The sequence below is a fragment of the Corynebacterium glyciniphilum AJ 3170 genome, from assembly GCF_007673095.1.
In the GTDB taxonomy this organism is placed as follows: Bacteria; Actinomycetota; Actinomycetes; order Mycobacteriales; family Mycobacteriaceae; genus Corynebacterium.
Genome location: NZ_VDYZ01000015.1, coordinates 1 through 16050 on the forward strand (window position 1 = coordinate 1; position 16050 = coordinate 16050).

Consider the following 16050-nt stretch of genomic DNA (forward strand, 5'->3'; position numbering starts at 1 on the left):
GGCTCGGGGTCAGCCACTTAGGGGGTCACACCGGCTCCCACACCAACCATCATCTACGCCACTGCGCCGACAGCTCTGCCACTGCCGGTCCAGACACCCCCAGAAAAAAACTCTCCCCAAAGTTGAGTCCAGTGGAATAAACCCTGGGGCACGTAGTTGAGTCTAGTGTACGCAAGTTCAGCAGACAGATGAAGGAGTGAGGTACCCACCATGGCCACCTTCCGTTTCGATCCGTTCGCCCAGCTCGACTCCGTCGCCCGTGAGATCTTCGGGGAGTCCGGTGCACTCGGTGCCGCGAGCCGGAACCAGGCACCGCGGTTCATGCCGATGGACCTGGTCCGCAAGGACGACGACTACATCCTGACCACGGATCTTCCGGGCGTGGACGCTGACAGCATCGACGTCGACATCGACAACGGTGTGCTCACCATCTCGGCCCAGCGCACCACCGGACCGACGCAGAGCGCAGACACCGAAGACACCGAGGCCAACCACAAGTGGATCGCCAACGAGCGTTTCACCGGCACCTACCGTCGCCAGGTCACGGTCAGCGACAGTGTCGACACCGAGCGGGTCACCGCGGACTACACCGACGGTGTCCTGACTGTCACCCTCCCGGTGGCAGAGCGGTCCAAGAGCCGCAAGATCACCGTCGGACGCTCCGGGGACGACACCCCGAAGGAGATCGACGCCTGATCAGGCCTGGTTGCCCAGCATCGCCGACCGGTCACTGACCGCGTCGGCGAATGCCGCATTGTGGCAGGACCACAACACCGCCGGCCTGTCCCCGTGCCATAACGCCGGGATCCCCACCGTGGACAGGTGTGCGTGGTACTCGCCAGAGGCATAACCACGCATCACCCGGGCCAGCCACGCGTACCCCTCGGCGTCAAGACCGACCGTCGGTTCGTCGAGAATCAGCAGGCCAGGCCCCCGTACCAGGGCAGCAGCAACGGCGAGCATGCGCCGCGGAGAGCTGGGAACGTCCAAAGGGTGGGCATCGCGCCACCGGTCCAGACCTACCCACCGCAGCGCCGCCTCGGCGTGATCCTCGTCGGTGCCGACAGCCAGCTCCTTGAGGACGGTTCGCCTGGAGAATGCGGCGTCCATACCTGTCGGCGCCCACCCCGCGACAGGCGCGTCGAGAGCTCCATCATGTGGCAGGAGACCGAGGACGGCGAGCATCAACGTGGTCTTGCCCGAGCCGTTCGGTCCGCCGAGGTGGGTCACCTGGCCGCCGAGAACGTTCAGGTTCACGGGCCCGAGAACGAAGGATCCACGGGTTACGCTGGCATTCTCCATGGTCAGCACAGGTTCTCCGGGGGTGGTCGCCGGTGAGGACGAGGGGACCGGGGCCGGCGCATCCTCTTCCGTCCCGTCCAATCGCACCTCCGTCCTGGCGTCCTCTGCCAGGACAGTGCGCACCCTGTCGTAGACGGTGACCGGCCCGCCGAACTCTGCGAGCGTGGCGCGGAGTGTCCCCACTGCCGCGGCGTCGAGCCCGTCGGTCGGGCAGTCGAGCACCAGCGAGCCGGGGTCGCGAAGCAGGGCCGCAGCGATTGCGAGCCGCCGGGTCTGCCCGGTGGAGAGCCTCGACGGTTCCCGCTCGGCGATATGCCGCAGGCCCCAGGTGCCCATCGCCTCATCGATCCGGGCAGCCATGATCTCCGGCGCGACGCCCTGCTGCTCCATGCCGAAAGCGAGTTCCTCACGGACGGTGGAGCGCAGCAGCGAGACATGTGCCGCCGCATCGTTGCCCACCCAGGCCGCCCCGGATTCTTCCGCGGCAGCCCAGGCATGTTCGGACAGCCCGGCACCGGAGGCCGCCCAGATGAAACGGTCGATCATGAGGTGACCGTACCAGTGGGCGACCTGAGTCCCGGTGTCACGCGGTCACCGGCCCCTGGACCTCCTCCACGCCAAGGCCTTTCACCAGGTTGACCACGTCGTCCGGAGACGGTGCCGACCGCAACGACTCGCGGAAGTCGTCCTTCATCAGGGCTCGGGCGAGCTTCGCGAGGACCTTGAGGTGCTGTTTGCCCGCGTCGTCCGGTACCGCGATGAGGAACACCAGGTCAACCGGCTCGCTGTCCGGGGCGTCCCACTCCACCGGCGTCTGCAGCCGTCCGAACGCCAGCGTCGGAACACCCACTGCCGCGCTCCGGGCGTGCGGGATGGCCACACCGTTGCCGACCGCGGTGGTGGACTGTGCCTCGCGGGCCAGTGCGGCCTCCACGACCTCCGTCTCCGAGAGACGTCCCTGCGTCTCCGCCTGACCGGCGAGGGCACGGATCACGGCGGCTGCGTCCTCTGATGCCTCTGAGCTCCCGGCCTGACCGGTCGCGGGAACCAGGTCGAGAACGACGGTGTCTGTGTCAATGAGATCGGACGAGGTCGGCTCTACGTCCGACTCCGTGTCGGCGTGCTGGCCCTTCCCCTCCTCCGGAGCGCCCGTGGTGAGAGCCATGAGCAGCAGGGACACTGCGGAGGTCACCACGATGCCGATGACCAGACACAGGAAGAACCACGCGATGCCCTCCACCGCTCCGAGCACCGCGACGATCGGGCCACCGTGCATCACGTTGTCCTTCACACCGAACATGCCGGCCAGCGCACCGGCCACGGCGCCACCGATGACATTGGCGGGAATGATCTGCAGAGGGCGGGCGACAGCGAGTGGAATCGCCCCCTCCGAGATACCGAAGAAACCCATGAAGAGGCCCGCCACTCCGGCGTCCCGCTCTGCCTTGTTGAACCGGTTGCGCGCCAGCAGCGTCGTCACCCCTGCGGCGATCGGCGGGACGGCGATGGCGACGGCCGCCATCCCCATCGGTGCGGCATTACCGGTCGCAATGAGACCACCGGCGAAGAGGAACGCCGTCTTGTTCAGCGGGCCTCCCATGTCGAACGCGATCATCGCGCCGATGATCGCCCCGAGCAGCAGGACAGACGATCCCTGCATTCCCTCCAGACCTTCGGTCATCACCTCGAACAGCGTGGCGATGGGTTTGCCGAGCAGGTAGATGAACAGGCCGCCGACCACCAGCGTGGTCGCCACGGGAATGACGATGATCGGCCAGATCGGCTGAATGTACTTGTGGACCGGGATCTTCCGGATCGCCAGGGCCACGTAGCCGGACAGCACGCCGGACACGATCCCGCCGAGGAATCCGGCGTCGGCTTCGGATCCGTACAGGTCCCCGGTTACGGCCACCAGCCCGGTCACGAACCCGGGTGCCAGGCCGGGACGGTCGGCGATGGCCATCGCGATGTACCCGGACAGCACTGGGACCATGAGGGAGAACGCCAGACCACCGAGCTGGTTGAGCGTGTCCCAGAACGTCCCCTCCGGGATCACGAGGCCCTCGGCCGTAGGCTCACCGCCGAGCGAGAGTGCCACGGCAAGCATCAGGCCGCCGGTGACGACGAACGGGATCATGTGGGAGACGCCGTTCATCAGCGCCCGGTAGAGGTCGTCGCCGAACCGGCGGATCCAGGACCGGTCGCCGGCAGCATCGTCGGGGCCGCTGCCGTCCACACCGGCAGCGTCGTCGCCACTGCTCTTCGGCGCGTCCAGCGCTGACCGCAACAACTCCGCAGGTTTCTTGATCCCGTCGTCCACGCCGGTCGACACCAGCGGCTTACCTGCGAACCGGGCGGTGTCGATCTTCATGTCCGCAGCGACGACCACAGCCGCCGCGTCACGGATCTCGTCGGCGGTGAAGGCGTTCTCCACGCCAATCGAACCGTGGGTCTCCACCCGGACGCGGACGCCGGCTGTGTCTGCGGCCGCCTCGAGGTTCTCAGCCGCCATGTAGGTGTGGGCGATGCCGGTCGGGCACGCGGTGATCGCCAGGACGAGGGGTCGTGTCTCCGGAGACGTCATGCGACCGAGGGTAGTAGACGGTAGTAACAATTAGCCCGGAAAATTGCACAGCTACCGTACGGGCCCCGGCCAAGTGCTACGGTCACCGAGTGGCCGTAAGCTGGAATATCTTCACACGTGACGTCGGACGCATCCTGCGCACCCCCAAAGTCTGGGTGATCGTCATCGGCGTGCTGATCACCCCTGCGCTCTACTCCTGGGTCAACGTCGCCGCCTTCTGGGATCCGTACGGCAATACCCAGAACGTCGGCGTCGCCGTCGTGAACGAGGATGAGGGTGGCACCTCCGACATCACCGGACCGATCGACGTGGGCGGTCAGATGATGGACCAACTGGAGCAGAACGACCAGTTGGGGTGGCAGTTCATGGACGAGGACGAGGCGGAGGACGCGCTCAAGAAGGGGGACGTGTCCGCCAGCATCACCGTCCCCGCCAGCTTCTCCTCCGACATCCTCAGCATGTTCGAGGGGACCTACTCCCAACCGACGATCCAGTACCAGGTCAACGAGAAGAAGAGCGCCATCTCCCCGAAGATCACGGATCAGGGGGCGACGACGCTCGACTCGACGATCACCTCGGTGTTCAAGGAGACGGTCTCCGAGGCCGTGACAACGCAGCTCCGCGACGCCGGCGGATCACTCGGCGACCGGCTCAGCAACGCAGGTGACCGCACGGCCAACGCCTTCGACGAGACCGCCGGGACGATGGCGTCCGCCCAGGACGAGGTGACCCGGGTCCAGGAACGGCTCGACGGCGCCCGTCCGACCATCGCCGCCACGCAGGACGCTCTGCGCTCCGTCGACGCGACCCTCGGCGACGCCACCACCGCACTCGACCAGGTGCAGTCCATCATGACCGAGGTCCAGGAACAGGTGTCGTCCTTCTCCGACGCCGCGACATCGGCGTATATCGAGGGCACCACTGCGCTTGCGGACGGGACGGCCTCGGCGAACGCCGCGATCTCCTCCGTCACCGGGGAACTCGAACGGGCCGGCTCCGGTCTCGACACCGCGACCCGTGAGGCCTCCGGCATCGTCCGCCAGGCAGACCAGGCGATCAGCCAGCTGCAGTCGCTCCTGGACAACGCCGCCGTGACCCCGGGGGTCTCCGGGCCGCTGCAGGACACACTCAACGAGCTGCAGGAACGTAACACCACGAATCAGGAACTGCTCGACGACCTCTCCGGTCTGCAGGGCAATGCGTCCGACACGGTCTCCTCCGTGGACGCGGCTGCGGACGCGCTGGCGGCAGCCACCAGCGACACCCGCGACCGGGCCCAGGGGCTTCGTACCTCCGTCAGTGACTCGCTGCCGGCCCTGAACTCGGCCATCAACCAGGTTAACTCCACCGCCGGCGCATTCTCCTCCGCGTTAAGCTCGCAACGGACCCTCCTGGGTGAGTCCATCACCCTCCTCGACGGTGTCGACCGGCAGATCGGCACGTCACAGGACGTCCTCGGCAGTTTCAAGAACGACCTGTCCGGCATCGAGGACGGCTTGAAGACCGCCCGGGCGGACGTGCTGGCGCTGAGTGCGTCATCGGGGGACGGCATCCTGGGCACGGTGTCCAACCTGGACTCCGTCGGAATCTCGGAGTTCATGGCCACCCCCGCCGAGGTGGAGAGCCACGCCGTCTACCCGGTGGCGAACTACGGTTCCGGTATGGCAGGACTGTTCACCAACCTGTCCCTGTGGATCGGCGCCTTCATGCTCATGGTGATCTTCCGGACAGAGGTGGACACGGCACGACTCAAGAAACTCACGGTCGCCCAGGCCTACCGCGGCCGGTTCATCCTCCTCGCCGTCCTGAGTACCTGCCAGGGTGTGGTCGTCTCGGTCGGCAACCTGGTGATCGGGGTCCAGACCGTGAACCCGGTCGCCTTCATCGCAACCTGTGTCGCCATCGGGCTCTGCTATCTGAGCATCGTCTACGCCCTGATATCCGCGCTGGGCAATATCGGGCGCGTGATCGCGGTGGTGCTGGCCTTCCTGCAGATCCCGGGTGCCTCGGGCATGTACCCCATCGAGATGACGCCGGACTTCTTCCAGGCCCTGCACCCGATCCTCCCGCTGACCTACGGTATCGACGCCCTGCGCGAGACCATCGGCGGGTTCTACGGCAACCACTACTGGAAGGCCATGGGAACGCTCCTGGTCATGGCGGTGCTCTCGTTCGTCCTCGGCACGCTCCTGCGGAGGGGTCTGTCGAATGTGAAGGGGATGGTCAACCGACAACATGCGGCGTCGGGCCTCGTCGTCAACGACCAGGTGGAGGTCGTGGGCAGCAGCTACCGTCTGACAGACGTCATCCACGCCATGCGCGACCGCGACGCCTTCCGGAACGAGATCGACAACCGGTGGAAGCCGCTCCGGGAGAACTACCCGACGCTGCTGCGCGCCGCGATCATCACCGGTGTCGTCGGGATCGTCATCCTCTGTGTCCTCGCCCGGATCTACACCGACGAGAAGGCCGTCATCTTCGGCCTGGTCTGTCTCTGGTGCCTGCTGATCATCGGGGTCATCGCCGCCCTCGAGTACGTCAAGCAGAGTTTCGCCCATGTCCAGGAACTGTCCGACCTCTCTGAGGAGCAACTCCAGGAAGCCGCCGACACGCAGAGCGCGCGTCCGAAGACGTACTCCCTGGACGGAGACAACGCATGAAGAACGCTCTGAGCATCCTGCGCAACGACCTGCGCGGTATCAAGAACAACGTGATGACCTCCATCGTGGTCTTCGGACTCGTCATCATCCCGCTGCTGTTCTCCACCTTCAACGTGCTCGCCAGCTGGAACCCTTTCGGGAACACCGACCAGTTGAAGATCGCCGTCGCCAGCGCAGATGAGGGCCACGAGAGTGACCTGGCGTCCCTGCGCATCAACCTCGGTGACCAGGTGCTGTCCCAGTTGAGCAGGAACGACCAGATCGACTGGGTCATCACCGGCGAAGACAAGGCGATCGAGGGGACCAAGGCCGGCGACTACTACGCGGCCATCGTCCTGCCCCCGTCTTTCAGCACGGACATGCTGACGTTCTACGTGGAAGGCACCGAGCCCTCGAAGCTCGACCTCTACACGAACGAGAAGAAGAACGCGCTCTCCACCGTGATCACCTCGCAGGGCGCCGAGGGCATGATCTCGCAGATCAACGAGACCTTCACCCGGACTCTCAGCAGTGTGGGACTGGGACTGGTGTCCTCCCTCGACGACTACCTCGAGCAGGACGACACACAGGCTGCCATCGAACGCGTCGAGTCGAGGGTGGCGAATGTCAGCACGCGCCTGCATTCCGGTGCCCAGACGGTACGCTCCCTGTCCGGCCTGGTGGAGTCCTCCATCCCGCTGGTAGAGGGCGCGGACAGCATCATCAGTGCCGCAGGCGACCAGTTCGACGACCCGTCCACCCGCATCGGCGGCGGATCCGGTGCGGCCACCGACCTCGATTCCACACTCCGTGACGCGACCGACTCCCTGGAGACCGCACTGCAGGCCACCGGCGACAGCTACGGTGCGGTGAGTGACCGTCTGGAGGAACTGTTCGACAGCGCTAACGCCACCAGCGACAGCACCGCGTCCACGTTCCGCACGCTCGCCGAGCGTGTCCAGCAGCAGGTGGACTTCTTCCAGTCGCTGCGGGACTCCCTCGACAGCAATGTCGCCGGGGCTATCCCCGACGTCGCCCAACCCGGGTACGAGCGCGTGCTCGCCCGGCTCGACGCGGCAATTGACCGGAGCACGGACCTGCACGACAGCTTCGCGCAGACCGCGGAGAACATCTCCAGTGGCAACGGGTCGGCACAGTCCTCCCGCCAGGAGAGCCGGGACGCGATCTCGCAGGCCCGGGCAGCGGTGAGCGACGCCGTGACGTCCTACCGGGAAGACCTGAAACCGCAGCTCTCGGAGCTCGGAAACACCCTGGACTCCCTCGGCAACAACATCGCCAGCGTCCGGGAGGATCTCGGGAACATCAGGTCGTCCACCTCCGACTCCCCCGGCTCAGTACAGGACCTCCTCGGACGGACCCGGGACGCCACGGCCGGCCTCGCCGACCGGCTCGACGAACATGCGCAGCGCTTCTCCGACCTGGAGGAAGCCCTGTCAACCGCCGGCGACACCGGCGACTTCTCCCGACTCGCCGACATCGTGGGTTCAGACCCGGAGGCACTGGCATCGCAACTGGCGGCGCCGATCGACGTTGACCGCCAAGCGGTGTTCCCCGTCGCAAGCTTCGGTGTCGGGATGGCTCCGCTGTACCTGACCCTCGCTCTGTGGATCGGTGCCGTTCTCACCTCGGTGCTCGTCCGCACCGGGGTTCCGGAGAAACAGAGCAGAGCCCGCCTCGGGACCAAGGACGCCAAGGACGCTGACGAAGCTGACGAAGCTGATTCGAACGAAGCCGCTGACACGACTGACGTGGCGAACACCCCCGCACAGGCTCCGGCTGCCTCCGACGATACCGAGGCGAGCGAATACACCCGGACGCAGGCCTACTTCGGACGCTTCGGCATCTTCGCCTGCATCGGTCTGGCGCAGAGTACGCTCGCGGTGCTCGGCCTCATCTTCTTCGTCCAGATCGACGCAGCCCACCCACTTCTCCTACTGCTGTGTGGATGGGTCACTTCGCTGGTCTTCATGCTGATCGTCTACACGCTGGTGCTGTCGTTCGGAAGTGCAGGCAAGGCGATTTCCGTCCTCCTGCTGGTGTTCCAGGTGTCCGGCGCCGGCGGTGCGTACCCCCTGGAGCTGCTGCCCCAGTGGTTCCAGAACATCGGCCCATGGCTGCCCGCCACCCATGCGATCGACGCGATACGCGCGGCCATCGCCGGTGTCTACCAGGGTGACCTGTGGATCGAACTGGGTCTGCTGCTGCTGTTCACGATCCCGATGCTCATTCTCGGGCTCCTGCTGCGGAGACTCCTGGACGGCTACAACCGCAAGACGACGGAAGCGATCGAGTCGACGAAGATCATGCAGTAGCGCATCGCTCAGACGGACAGACTGGGCGCCGGCCTTGAGGGCTCCGGTCAGTTTTCCGGCCTGCTCGTGACCGGAGCCCTCAAGATGGCGGGCAGCGCTGCGGTGTTTCCGTGGGTAGTGTCGCGGGGACACGATATGAGGAGCTGCAATGGCTGCAGAGACGAACCATCTTCGCAGAGTCCCCCGGCCCCGGATTCTGTTGGCGCTTGTTCTGGAGCGCCTGCCTCTCCTCGAGCTGGGACTCCTCGTCCTGGGTGTCACCGGTGCAGCCGGTGCCGCATGGGTCGGGGCGTTTGGCCCGATCGGGCGATCCAGCGGAGACTACACCGCTGAGTGGATCAACGACCTGATGACCTGGGCGCCCAGTACTGCGGTATTCATCTCAGTCGTCAGTGACAATATGTTTCCGCGGCAGGGATGGCCGCCATTCATCTCCCTGGTCGCGGGGATTGTGCTGTGGATTCCACTCTGGATGGCCCCCACGGGGCCCAACATTGGTGGCGGTCTTCTGTGGATCGTCGGCATGTGCCTGGTGTTTTCCGGGGTCTGCTCACTGATTCGCCGGTTGCTGGGGCTGCTAGTGCGGTTGGGGATCGAAGAATGAACTAACCTGCACGGACAGCAGGCCTCAGAGAGGCCGCCTCAGCCGGAATCGCAGCGAACTACGGGTCTGTGGCCACTCCGCTGCGATGACGGAGTACACGCAGGTGTCTCGAAGCGATCCGTCGGAAGTTCTCACGTTCTGTCTCAGCACACCGTCGAGCTTGGCACCGAGTCGCTCAATAGCAGTCCGGGACTGGTGGTTGTGCCAGGATGTCCGGAACTCAACAGCGGAGCATTCCCATACCTCGAAGGCCTGTGTGAGCATGAGAAGCTTTGACTCCACGTTCGTCCCCGTGCCACGAGCACTGGCGGCGTTCCATGTGGACCCGATCTCCAGCCGAGGAATCGTCGCGTCAATACTCATGAAGGTTGTCATCCCGATGATTCGATCATTACTGAGATCCCGGGTGGCATAGGGGATCATCTGTCCGCTGTCCTGCAACGTCAGCCGCCGGGCGATTTCCTGTCGCATCTCGTCTGGTGACGGAATGCTCGTGTACCAGAGCTTCCACAACTCCCCGTCCTTCACCGCAGCTGAAAGGCTTTCCTCATGCTCGAAGGACAGCGGCTCCAAGCGGACTCTCTCACCTGAGAGTTCAACCGGATGCATAATTGTCATGATGCGAGTCTAGTAAGGAGCATTCCCCTATATGGTCAACCCCCGTGAACACTACGATGCGCTTCTCGCCGAGCATTACACATGGATGCTCGGCGGCGATGTGGAGACACTCGCCGCGTCCGACAAACATTTTCTGCGCACACTGGGTCTGGACGGAGGACGTCTTGCTGTGGATCTCGGTTGTGGGCCGGGCCCGCAGACCTACGCGCTGTCCGACCTCGGTTTCACCGACGTTGTCGGCGTCGACACCAGTCGACAACTACTGGAAGAGCTCGAAGCCAATGTCGGTGAGCGGACGGGGATCCGGACTGTGCAGGACGATCTGCTCACTGCACTGCCCGAGATACTTCACGGCGGCACCGCTGATGCCGTGGTCTGTATGCGGGACACGCTCCTGCATCTGCCTGACCGGGAGACAGTGACCACACTGTTCGCGGAAGTCCGGAGTGCACTCTCCCCTGGGGGTAGTTTCGTACTGACCTACCGTGACATGAGTACGCCGCTCGCCGGACTCGACCGGTTTCTTCCGACGAGAAGCGACTCTCACCGGATCATGATGTGCGTCCTCGACTACCCGGACGACGACACCGCCATCGTCAACGACCTCGTCCACATCTGGAACGGATCCGAATGGGAGCTCCACAAAAGCAGCTACCCCAAACTCCGCTTGTCCTCTGACTGGGTGACGAATCAGCTGCGGGCCGCCGGACTGGATGTCCGCCACCACGCCCTCGGGCAGGACGGTATGTGGACGACGGTAGGCACCGTGGAGACAGGAAAGGAACACACGATCTCATGACCAACCCATTCACAGACGAGGGTCGCAGTTCTCTGGAGACCGTGTTCTCCTCCGAGATCGCAGAACTCGAGGAGTCATCCGCAGGTCCCGTGGACCCGACAATTCTGGCCATCCTCGGTGCATCTGAGGAACCCCAGAGACCCGAAGAGATCTGGAGCGCAGACGCCTTCGACAAGGTCGAGACCTCCGTCCGCTCAGGCCAAGCCGGGGTGTCCGCCGAGGCACTCACCCTCTACCTCGGGAAGTATCTGGTGGAACAAGCCGCGGGATCCTGGGGTGTGATGAAGACTTCGCCGGAAGGATGGCCGTCAACCCGCATCCTGTTTGGCGTCTACAACGCCGAACGCAGCTCTTTCACCCCTGTGTACAGCTGGGCCCGCCACGTTGTCGACGGTGATGACTGGATACCGCTCTCCTCCCTGCTACTCACACACCCACCATCGGCTACATGATCGCCCCGACAACAATCACCGCAACTACAGCAACCACCATCAACCACCGGCACACCTGCTGCGACGTGGAGTCCGCCACCGGCATCAGCAGTGTCCGCGGCCCCGGCTCACCGATGCCCGTCCGCTGCAACGGGCGGGCCCGCTGCGACGCATCGTCGATCAAGCCGACCACCAGGGGCAGGACGGTGGCGCCACGGGAACGCCATGTGTCCACCTCCACACCCCGGGACGCCTGGACCTGCCGGATCGTCCTCCAGCACTGCTGCGCCATCGGCAACAGCCGCACCACCGTCCCCACCATGTAGACCAACGGCGCGGGAACGCTGAGCTGCAGGCGTCGCATCAACGCATCGGCGTCCACGAAGCTGCCGATCACCAGCCCCGAACACGTCATCGCGGCGAACCGCAGGCCCAGGTCCCAGGCGATCCACGCCCCGTCCGACGTGACCGGAATCAACACCCTGGCGACCTCGACGTCGCCGAAGGGCACGTAGATCAGCGCATACGACAGGAATGCCGGCACCGACAGCACCAGGCCGGTGGTGAGTGCGCGACGCTGGCGACGTCCTGCGAACGAGAGCACTACCGCGACCAGCAGAAAGGCGCCCGACACCCACGGATTGTGAAGCACCATGACCGTGACGATGGCGCAGGCCGCCGCGGTCAGCGGAGTCAGCGGGCTCATACGGTCGCAGGCGGCGTCTGTGTCGGCTGTGTCGGCGCAGAATCAGGGTCGAACGTCCTGCGGGACCGCTCCGGCAACGACCGGACCACCACCCAGACCGCGAGAAAGACGATGACCTTGTCCAACGGGTCGGACGTCCACGACTGCAGGAACACCGCCGTGGTCTGGGACGCGCCGAGTGACTGGTAGAAGCTCACGAGCAGGCCCGTTCCCGTTCCCGCTGTACCGCCGAAGATGAAGGACGCGACCGGTGCGGACACCAGGGCAGACAGGAACCCCAGGACGAGTCCGGCGACAACGACCTTCCACCAGGACGAACGGAACAGCTTCCTGACCAACCCAGCCGCCAGCCCCATCAGCGCGTAGCCGGCGGCGAACGGCACGATCGTGGGGTTGAACGTCCCCCACACGAGCGCCGAGAGACCACCCGTCGCCAGCCCCGCAGCCGGACCTGCAAGTACACCGACGAGCACGGTACCGAAGGAGTCGAGGTACAGCGGGATCGGCAGGCCCATCGTCCCCACGACCTGTCCGACGACGATATTGAGCACCAGCGCGACGGGCATCAACGCCAGGGTGCGTACCGGAAGCGTGGGGAACACCGCGATGAGGGCGATGACGGTGGGCACCAGGAAGCCGACCAGGGCGATCGTCGTGGATGCGGAGTCCGCCATGGAGGAGAAGTCGGAGTCCTCCGGTTGGTTGAGCACGAGGTAGAGCCACGTCACCGCGTAGATGACGACGGCGATCGAGATCAGTGTGATGCGCAGGGTTCGTGACAGGGGACGCACTGGTTGGCTCCTGGGTGGGGCGGACGTGGGCGCGCGGGGGTGCGGCGCCGTGGCTGCTCCCCTATGTCACCTCGGGGAGCGGGCCGTGACTGTTCACATCTTGCCGAGTCGTGGCGGTCGGGGCAAGTGGGGGTCACGCTACCTCTTGCCGGACGTAACGCCGCGCGTTATTATCATGGATCACGATCCGGTCGTTCGCCGACTCAACAACACTGTCCGTGTGGAAGCGCGACAGAGTCCGCAGGTTGGCACCGGAACTGCAACGAGCTGCTCACCGCAAGCTGCTCCTGCCGAACAGGTCGGATTAGTCGACCATCACTGAGGAGAAAGAATGGATACCCCGACGAGAGATCCGCGTAAGGCTCACGACCCCGTCGCACCCGGCGAGATCCTCCTGGAAGAGTTCCTCAACCCCATGGGCATCTCCCAGTACCGACTCGCTCAGGCAATCAATGTCCCTCCCCGGCGCATCAACGAGATCGTCCAGGGCAAGCGCCGGATCACCCCGGACACGGGGATTCGCTTGTCCAGAGCATTCGGAATGAGCGAGCACTTCTGGGTGAATCTGCAGCTCGACTACGATATCGCGATGACCAAAGAGCACAACCACGAAGAACTGGACGCCATCAATCCGATCGTGGCCTGAGAGCGAAAAGGCAGGAACCCGACTCACCGTCGGAGGAGACCATCGCCATCCAGGTGCCGGACCTCGCGGTCGCCCACGTCCTCTTCCAGTTCGACGAGCAGCGTCGCGGCCCTCCCAACGTCGGGACAGGCCGAATGTGCTTCAGGAATGGTACCCACAATCGTCGCGATGAGGATCTCATCGGCCTCTTCCCGGACGGCTGCACGCGTTCCGTAACAGCTGGTGGTTCCCGCCGTGAAACTCACCCGCAGGGCCGCTGGACCGACCTGCTCGAAGGACGTCCACGGGGCGATGCTTTCGTCGGTCATGTCCTCGCGCGGCACGTCGTCGGGTGGCCTCACTCCATCGGGCCCCGTCACAGACGGCTCTGCGTAGCCCTGGTCCCCTGGGTCACCGCGGTTTTCTACGGAACACCCGACGAGCACCAACGGGACCAGCAGGCCCGATAGACATTTCAGGCGGGTCCGGCGAGCCATTTTCCCTCCGTAAGTCCGTGATTCGCAGCGCCAGGTTCAGTTCACATGCATTCAGTGTAACCCAGGTCACCCATCGCCTCGGGGAAGCGCTATACACGATGAAGAGGAACTCTCCATTCGCGCAACGCCTCTGGAATGGCCTCAGCCACATGCTGTGCGATCGGCGCGACCGCTGGAATACGTCGGGCAGCCTCGGCGACTGCGCGCGGCAGGACGAATAGAGCGATCAGAGTATTGGTGGAGGAGAATTCCCCCGTGCCGGCAGCCGCAACAGCTCCGGCCAGTAGTTCCTCATACCCTTGCACGGAGACACCCCCGCCGGAGCGGATGATTATCGTCGTATTCGACTCGACATAGACAGTGGTTTGTCCGCTGAGAACCACCCTGCAGTCGAGGCTGGACGCCATTCTCTCCGCCAGGCAGACAACACTCTGGTCCTCAATGTCGGTTCGCCTCGACTCTCCCCATGCGGTCAGGGCCTCCACCGCCGTGTCCCGGTCCACGAGGGCAATTATCTGTTGATCGTCAACGAAATCCGGCGGCTTTATCCCGTCCGCAATCCAGTCGAGCACAGCGTCCCGGGTGATGATCAGGCATGCAGCGGCGGTGAAGTCAGCGCCGGACGCGCCGGAGCAGACCACCCAGGACGCTCCCCTCGTCCCACTCTTCCCGGGATCAGCCACCACCTCTACCTGGGGAAAATGCTGGGACACTGCCACAGCAGCCGATGGATGAGCCACAACGCCCCACGCTGTGGAACCCAGGGCACCGGCGGCCACCACCGCCGCTGCTCCAGGGCGTCTGACGGGGTGACCTGCAACCCCCACCAGGGACTCCTCGCGAGGATTCCAGCGCGTCGGAGGCCCCGCAGCCTCCCGCAGGTGCCGGTCGTATGCGTCACCGCCAAGTGTCCCGAGGATCTGACGGCACCAGGGCGAGGAGTCGCCCCGTTCCCAGCCGTCGGGGTGGTTCGTGAATCCGGGGAGAGGATCGTCCTCACCTGGATCCTGGGCGAGGTATCCGAAGCGAACCCGCACGGAAGAATGCTCGTCCGGCAAGACACCCTGTTCAGAGCCAGCTGCCTGACTGCCTTGTTCGATTGTCTGCAATAGATGGACCATCCCACCCGAGACGAATACGAGACGTCCACAGTCTTCGTGAAGGACGTGGGCAGCACGAAGACCACCGATAACGACGGTTGTCGACGCCGGAAAGAATCCGTTACCTCTGGCGCTACCGTTGTCAGGATCAATTCCGGTGGGCAAGTCGACCGCTATTACTTTCCGACCACCCCAGAAGAATTCAGCCCACTCGATCGCAGGCCCCCGCAGAGGACCGTCAATCCCACGTCCGCTGATTGCATCGACGACAACGCAGTCCTGCCGGTCCTCCTCCTGTCCTGTCATCCGCGACATACTCCCACCGACGGCGAGGAAGGTCGCCAACTGCTCGCGCGAGTCATCATTCACATCGTTCCGCCACTTCTCCTGCAGCTCGATCCTTCCGAGGTACTCGATGTCGTCATCAGCCCCCGGCTCGGGGAACAACACCACCTCCACCCGGTATCCGCGGTGCAGAAGTTCGGTGCCCGCGCGTAGGCCATCTCGACCATTTCCTCCGGCACCGACCAGCAGCACGACGGGACGTGGGCGGCTTTCTGCGCTCAGTTTCGCCTCGACGCAGTCCGCAACCGCGTACGCCACTTCGCCGTAATCCGCGTGCTGATGTAAGTGACGGCCGCTCCCGCGTGCTCCAGTTTCCCTCCGGTCCCACTCCTCCAATGCCGCGCGGTACTGCTCTCCCGTGTAGACGGTCCACATCCACCCGACGCTACGCGAGGTGCGCTGCGTCCAGAACCCCGTCGAGCCCAGCTCTTGTCAGCTGAGTCACCCCTGGGGTCACGAAATCGTCGATTATTGACCTGAGCGGTGACTCAGATGCCCAGGGGCAGAACAGGCGATGCAACAGGCGACAGGACGCCGATAACGTGACGGACTTGACAGACTAAGCGGTCTACTGGTTACCTTGGTCGCGAAGCAGTCGACGAGAGTCGAGTTCCCCTCCTGGAGCCCCGGACGAGGCGGAACCTGCGGACGAAGCACCGGCACCGGTGCGTCGGTG

14 protein-coding genes are annotated in these 16050 nt (G+C 64.7%); 7 read left to right on the forward strand and 7 right to left on the reverse strand.

The features are described 5' to 3' along the window. The first annotated feature begins 210 nt into the window (after nucleotides 1–210). Nucleotides 211–696, forward strand: a complete 486-nt coding sequence (locus FS507_RS13670) for an Hsp20/alpha crystallin family protein (protein WP_145943344.1) — start codon at nucleotides 211–213, stop codon at nucleotides 694–696. Here the strand turns inward: FS507_RS13670 and FS507_RS13675 are convergent, their stop codons facing one another. Beyond that, nucleotides 697–1848: an ATP-binding cassette domain-containing protein gene (locus FS507_RS13675; protein ID WP_145943345.1), complete on the reverse strand. Its 1152-nt coding sequence runs from the start codon at nucleotides 1846–1848 to the stop codon at nucleotides 697–699. Nucleotides 1849–1885: 37 nt separating this feature from the next. Beyond that, on the reverse strand, nucleotides 1886–3886 hold the full coding sequence (locus FS507_RS13680; protein WP_145943346.1) for a fructose-specific PTS transporter subunit EIIC: 2001 nt from the start codon (nucleotides 3884–3886) through the stop codon (nucleotides 1886–1888). An 89-nt stretch (nucleotides 3887–3975) separates the two neighbouring features. Between FS507_RS13680 and FS507_RS13685 the strand changes: the two genes are divergently transcribed. From FS507_RS13685 to FS507_RS13695, 3 genes are all read left to right on the forward strand, one after another. Further along, the gene (locus FS507_RS13685; protein ID WP_145943347.1) at nucleotides 3976–6546 is read left to right on the forward strand and encodes a YhgE/Pip domain-containing protein; all 2571 of its coding nucleotides are present in this window, start codon (nucleotides 3976–3978) and stop codon (nucleotides 6544–6546) included. Beyond that, nucleotides 6543–8858 carry a YhgE/Pip domain-containing protein gene (locus FS507_RS13690; RefSeq protein WP_145943348.1) on the forward strand — a complete coding sequence of 772 codons (2316 nt, stop codon included), beginning with the start codon at nucleotides 6543–6545 and terminating at the stop codon, nucleotides 8856–8858. The genes FS507_RS13685 and FS507_RS13690 overlap by 4 nt, the downstream gene beginning before the upstream one ends. Before the next feature lie 148 nt (nucleotides 8859–9006). Beyond that, a complete protein-coding gene (locus FS507_RS13695; RefSeq protein ID WP_145943349.1) occupies nucleotides 9007–9462 on the forward strand; it encodes a hypothetical protein in 456 nt (151 codons plus the stop codon). Nucleotides 9463–9486: 24 nt separating this feature from the next. Here FS507_RS13695 and FS507_RS13700 read toward each other — a convergent pair whose 3' ends face one another. After that, nucleotides 9487–10080: a GNAT family N-acetyltransferase gene (locus FS507_RS13700; protein WP_145943350.1), complete on the reverse strand. Its 594-nt coding sequence runs from the start codon at nucleotides 10078–10080 to the stop codon at nucleotides 9487–9489. 31 nt (nucleotides 10081–10111) lie between these two features. On the opposite strand from FS507_RS13700, the gene FS507_RS13705 reads away from it, so the two are divergent. Both FS507_RS13705 and FS507_RS13710 read left to right on the forward strand, forming a co-directional pair. Beyond that, nucleotides 10112–10879, forward strand: coding sequence for a class I SAM-dependent methyltransferase (locus tag FS507_RS13705; RefSeq protein ID WP_145943351.1), 768 nt, complete (start codon nucleotides 10112–10114; stop codon nucleotides 10877–10879). Then, complete coding sequence (locus tag FS507_RS13710) at nucleotides 10876–11331, forward strand: hypothetical protein (protein WP_145943352.1); 456 nt, start codon at nucleotides 10876–10878, stop codon at nucleotides 11329–11331. Before FS507_RS13705 ends, FS507_RS13710 begins: the two co-directional genes overlap by 4 nt. Here FS507_RS13710 and FS507_RS13715 read toward each other — a convergent pair. Then, nucleotides 11324–12016, reverse strand: a complete 693-nt coding sequence (locus FS507_RS13715) for an energy-coupling factor transporter transmembrane component T (protein ID WP_145943353.1) — start codon at nucleotides 12014–12016, stop codon at nucleotides 11324–11326. The two genes, FS507_RS13710 and FS507_RS13715, sit on opposite strands and share 8 nt — an antisense overlap. Further along, the gene (locus FS507_RS13720; RefSeq protein ID WP_145943354.1) at nucleotides 12013–12807 is read right to left on the reverse strand and encodes an ECF transporter S component; all 795 of its coding nucleotides are present in this window, start codon (nucleotides 12805–12807) and stop codon (nucleotides 12013–12015) included. Before FS507_RS13720 ends, FS507_RS13715 begins: the two co-directional genes overlap by 4 nt. Before the next feature lie 331 nt (nucleotides 12808–13138). On the opposite strand from FS507_RS13720, the gene FS507_RS13725 reads away from it, so the two are divergent. Then, nucleotides 13139–13453, forward strand: a complete 315-nt coding sequence (locus FS507_RS13725; protein ID WP_145943355.1) for a HigA family addiction module antitoxin — start codon at nucleotides 13139–13141, stop codon at nucleotides 13451–13453. Nucleotides 13454–13476: 23 nt separating this feature from the next. Here the strand turns inward: FS507_RS13725 and FS507_RS13730 are convergent, their stop codons facing one another. Together FS507_RS13730 and FS507_RS13735 are read right to left on the reverse strand one after the other, a co-directional pair. Further along, entirely contained in the window at nucleotides 13477–13761 is a 285-nt protein-coding gene (locus tag FS507_RS13730) for a hypothetical protein (RefSeq protein WP_145943356.1), read from the reverse strand. A gap of 257 nt (nucleotides 13762–14018) precedes the next feature. Continuing rightward, nucleotides 14019–15749 (reverse strand): NAD(P)H-hydrate epimerase, encoded by a 1731-nt coding sequence (locus tag FS507_RS13735; protein WP_145943357.1) that lies wholly within the window; start codon nucleotides 15747–15749, stop codon nucleotides 14019–14021. Nucleotides 15750–16050 lie beyond the last annotated feature (301 nt).

Coding starts and splice junctions, on each gene's coding strand:
- FS507_RS13695 (WP_145943349.1), top strand. CDS start 9,007: ATGGCTGCAGAGACGAACCATCTTCGCAGAGTCCCCCGGCCCCGGATT.
- FS507_RS13710 (WP_145943352.1), top strand. CDS start 10,876: ATGACCAACCCATTCACAGACGAGGGTCGCAGTTCTCTGGAGACCGTG.
- FS507_RS13700 (WP_145943350.1), bottom strand. CDS start 10,080: ATGACAATTATGCATCCGGTTGAACTCTCAGGTGAGAGAGTCCGCTTG.
- FS507_RS13675 (WP_145943345.1), bottom strand. CDS start 1,848: ATGATCGACCGTTTCATCTGGGCGGCCTCCGGTGCCGGGCTGTCCGAA.
- FS507_RS13705 (WP_145943351.1), top strand. CDS start 10,112: ATGGTCAACCCCCGTGAACACTACGATGCGCTTCTCGCCGAGCATTAC.
- FS507_RS13670 (WP_145943344.1), top strand. CDS start 211: ATGGCCACCTTCCGTTTCGATCCGTTCGCCCAGCTCGACTCCGTCGCC.
- FS507_RS13715 (WP_145943353.1), bottom strand. CDS start 12,016: ATGAGCCCGCTGACTCCGCTGACCGCGGCGGCCTGCGCCATCGTCACG.
- FS507_RS13735 (WP_145943357.1), bottom strand. CDS start 15,749: ATGTGGACCGTCTACACGGGAGAGCAGTACCGCGCGGCATTGGAGGAG.
- FS507_RS13690 (WP_145943348.1), top strand. CDS start 6,543: ATGAAGAACGCTCTGAGCATCCTGCGCAACGACCTGCGCGGTATCAAG.
- FS507_RS13680 (WP_145943346.1), bottom strand. CDS start 3,886: ATGACGTCTCCGGAGACACGACCCCTCGTCCTGGCGATCACCGCGTGC.
- FS507_RS13730 (WP_145943356.1), bottom strand. CDS start 13,761: ATGACCGACGAAAGCATCGCCCCGTGGACGTCCTTCGAGCAGGTCGGT.
- FS507_RS13725 (WP_145943355.1), top strand. CDS start 13,139: ATGGATACCCCGACGAGAGATCCGCGTAAGGCTCACGACCCCGTCGCA.